The 2167-nt window shown below is 61.7% G+C and carries 4 protein-coding genes and 2 pseudogenes; 3 read left to right on the top strand and 3 right to left on the bottom strand.

All coding sequences use genetic code 11. The features are described from left to right. From FV230_RS27585 to FV230_RS31085, 3 genes and pseudogenes are all read left to right on the top strand, one after another. Positions 1-125, top strand: a pseudogene (locus FV230_RS27585) (IS3 family transposase); the annotation flags it as partial. An 89-nt stretch (positions 126-214) separates the two neighbouring features. Further along, entirely contained in the window at positions 215-448 is a 234-nt protein-coding gene (locus FV230_RS27580) for a hypothetical protein (RefSeq protein WP_147728954.1), read from the top strand. Positions 449-643: 195 nt separating this feature from the next. Beyond that, a complete protein-coding gene (locus FV230_RS31085; RefSeq protein ID WP_246695036.1) occupies positions 644-1192 on the top strand; it encodes a hypothetical protein in 549 nt (182 codons plus the stop codon). Between the two features lie 359 nt (positions 1193-1551). Here FV230_RS31085 and FV230_RS27560 read toward each other — a convergent pair whose 3' ends face one another. The 3 genes and pseudogenes from FV230_RS27560 to FV230_RS27555 form a co-directional block, all read right to left on the bottom strand. Next, positions 1552-1734, bottom strand: coding sequence for a hypothetical protein (locus tag FV230_RS27560; RefSeq protein WP_147844629.1), 183 nt, complete (start codon positions 1732-1734; stop codon positions 1552-1554). Between the two features lie 65 nt (positions 1735-1799). Further along, on the bottom strand, positions 1800-1964 hold the full coding sequence (locus tag FV230_RS30115) for a hypothetical protein (RefSeq protein WP_187275652.1): 165 nt from the start codon (positions 1962-1964) through the stop codon (positions 1800-1802). A 71-nt stretch (positions 1965-2035) separates the two neighbouring features. Next, a pseudogene (locus tag FV230_RS27555) lies at positions 2036-2167 on the bottom strand (IS481 family transposase); the annotation flags it as partial.

Below are 2167 nucleotides of genomic sequence, written 5' to 3'. Positions count from 1 at the left end.
CTCTGGGATACCGACCGCCGGCCCCGGAGGTGTTCATGCCAGCCTTCTCCGCTTGGCCGGCTGCGCTTGCCAGACCAGCTCCGCCGGCCAAGCTACCCGTGGCGGAGCGGCCCACCGTGCACTAACTCTACCCTTGGACCACCTCGTGGGGGCCGATCAGCATCGGCATCTTCAAGCAGCGTGCCATTCTTGGCGCTGCCGGGATCATAGTGTGATGGAGCCGAACCCCGTTTATATCGTTTGGGGCGCCATGAAGGGCGGCACCGTCACCTACCGATGCCCATCGCCCGAATGGGCGGTGAGAAAGTATCGCGACATGGTTGCTCGCACACTTTCGGACGTGACGATCACAGGGCCGGACGGAGGCGTGCTGAGCCTCATTGATCTGGAGGGCGTGTCGGTCGAGGCATCCGTCCCGAAGGCCTGCGTTGCAGCTCACCAGTCCTAGGCTCACCAAATCGTCTTTAGAGCTGCCTCGAACCTCGCTGCTCGCCCCTGTCCGAGAACCAAGGCAAGCCAATCTTGGGGCAGTGGTGGCGGCCCTGCTTGCGGGGACAAGAACAGGACCGCCGCAGCGGATCGGGGGGATCAGCCGGCCGCGTATGCAACGTCAGTGACAATGCGCCAGACAGGTTGCTGAAAGATGAGCGACGAGACGGCAGCATTGCTTCTGGCGCTCGCTACGGAAAACGCGAAGCTGCGCGCGGCGCTCGCCGAGGCGCAGGAGCTGCTGATCAAGACCGCCGTTGATGCCGGCGAGATGCACGCTCGACTTGAAGAGGTGCAATGCGAGTTGGCCGTGGCGCGCGCAGACCGCGACGCCTGGATATCCGTGCGAGGCGGCAAGCATTATAATCTCGGTCACGGTGATCGCATCGTCACAGCGTATGACGTAAAGGGTGTGTCAGATCGATGGAGACGATCGGTGGCTAAAGACAAAAAGAGCGCGTTTCCCGGTTCTATACGGAACCAAAAGAACGCAGCGGACGCCGAGGCCGAGAAGGTTAGCGCCAAGATCCAAGAGGCGTTCGGAAAGCTCGCCAATAAGATGCATCAGCGCGCCGAGAAAGCGAAGTCGAAGATGGATGAGACGCAGAAGCCTGAGAAGCGTGCAGGTTTAACGCGGCGCTTCGAGCTATACGCGGATGCGGCGACCTATCTCGAAGAACGTATTCCTCCGAGCGACGAATAATTGATGTTAGGTAGCAAACTCACCTGAGGGATAAGCGCTTCGCACTGTCCTCTCCGCTTCCACATCAAGCGTCGGAACAGTGACCTCCGCGAAGCTCCCGGCAAGCGCACCGATTTTATCGCGAGCTTCCCGTTCAAGCTCGGCACTGGATCGGCCGTCTAGGTCAGTAGAGACGTACCCTGTGATGCGCCCGTAGTCGGTGATGAGGGCGAAGTTAAATCTGCCAGATCGGCTGCGTCGGACGACGTAATGCGGCGGTGCCAATCTGTACCCTTCGCGTGAGCCATTCTCGGCTCCTACGGTGAAGGGGACGCTCTAGTTCCGCGCCAACGAAAAAGGCGCGATCCGTCGCGGTGGCCCTATCGTTGCCGCCGCCCCCGCTCCTCGTCCGCCCCCGCCTCTACCGCCGCGATAGCGTTCTCAAGCTCCGCGATCCGCTTCAGCGTACTGTCGGCCGGCATCGTATCGTACTGAGCGGCTTCCATGATGAGGTCGCGCTGGCGGTTCTTGAGACGTTCAAGTAGGGCGTCGAGTTTTTCCATCGGCGCCCTCTAGCGAGAGCATTCGGCTTCGACAACCGCTATAGGAACCGTCGAGGCTGAAAGAGTTAGCTCGGCTGCTCTTCGGTCTCTTCGATCGCCGCCGCGTCGTCCATCTGTGGTGCCGGCGCGGGGCTCGGCGGTGGATCGCCCTCAGGCTCCTGAGGTGCTGGCGAGGGGTCTCCGATCGGCGCCGGATCGTCGCCGGGCTGCGGGGTGTCAGCGTCGATCATCGTCTCGCTCCTATGGCACTTCCCGGGAAGCTAAGTCGTGGTGCCCCGGCACGTTCCAGGTGATCGCCGGACTAGGTGTATGGTCCCGGGATGAGGTGTGACGGGTCGATCCTGAAGCGATTGGGCTCTTTCGTCCAGGCGTTCAGGATGAACTCGGTGGGTGTCAGGCCCCGCAGGGTCTTGAGCCGACGAGCGTGATTGTA

Source organism: Methylobacterium sp. WL6 (assembly GCF_008040095.1).
Taxonomy (GTDB): domain Bacteria; phylum Pseudomonadota; class Alphaproteobacteria; order Rhizobiales; family Beijerinckiaceae; genus Methylobacterium.
Note: the sequence above shows the minus strand (reverse complement) of the source record. Positions and strands in the feature narration are given on the sequence as shown.

Bases quoted from the DNA above. Each gene is read 5' to 3' on its own strand.
- FV230_RS31085 (WP_246695036.1), top strand. From the start codon at position 644: ATGAGCGACGAGACGGCAGCATTGCTTCTGGCGCTCGCTACGGAAAAC.
- FV230_RS27580 (WP_147728954.1), top strand. From the start codon at position 215: ATGGAGCCGAACCCCGTTTATATCGTTTGGGGCGCCATGAAGGGCGGC.
- FV230_RS30115 (WP_187275652.1), bottom strand. From the start codon at position 1,964: ATGATCGACGCTGACACCCCGCAGCCCGGCGACGATCCGGCGCCGATC.
- FV230_RS27560 (WP_147844629.1), bottom strand. From the start codon at position 1,734: ATGGAAAAACTCGACGCCCTACTTGAACGTCTCAAGAACCGCCAGCGC.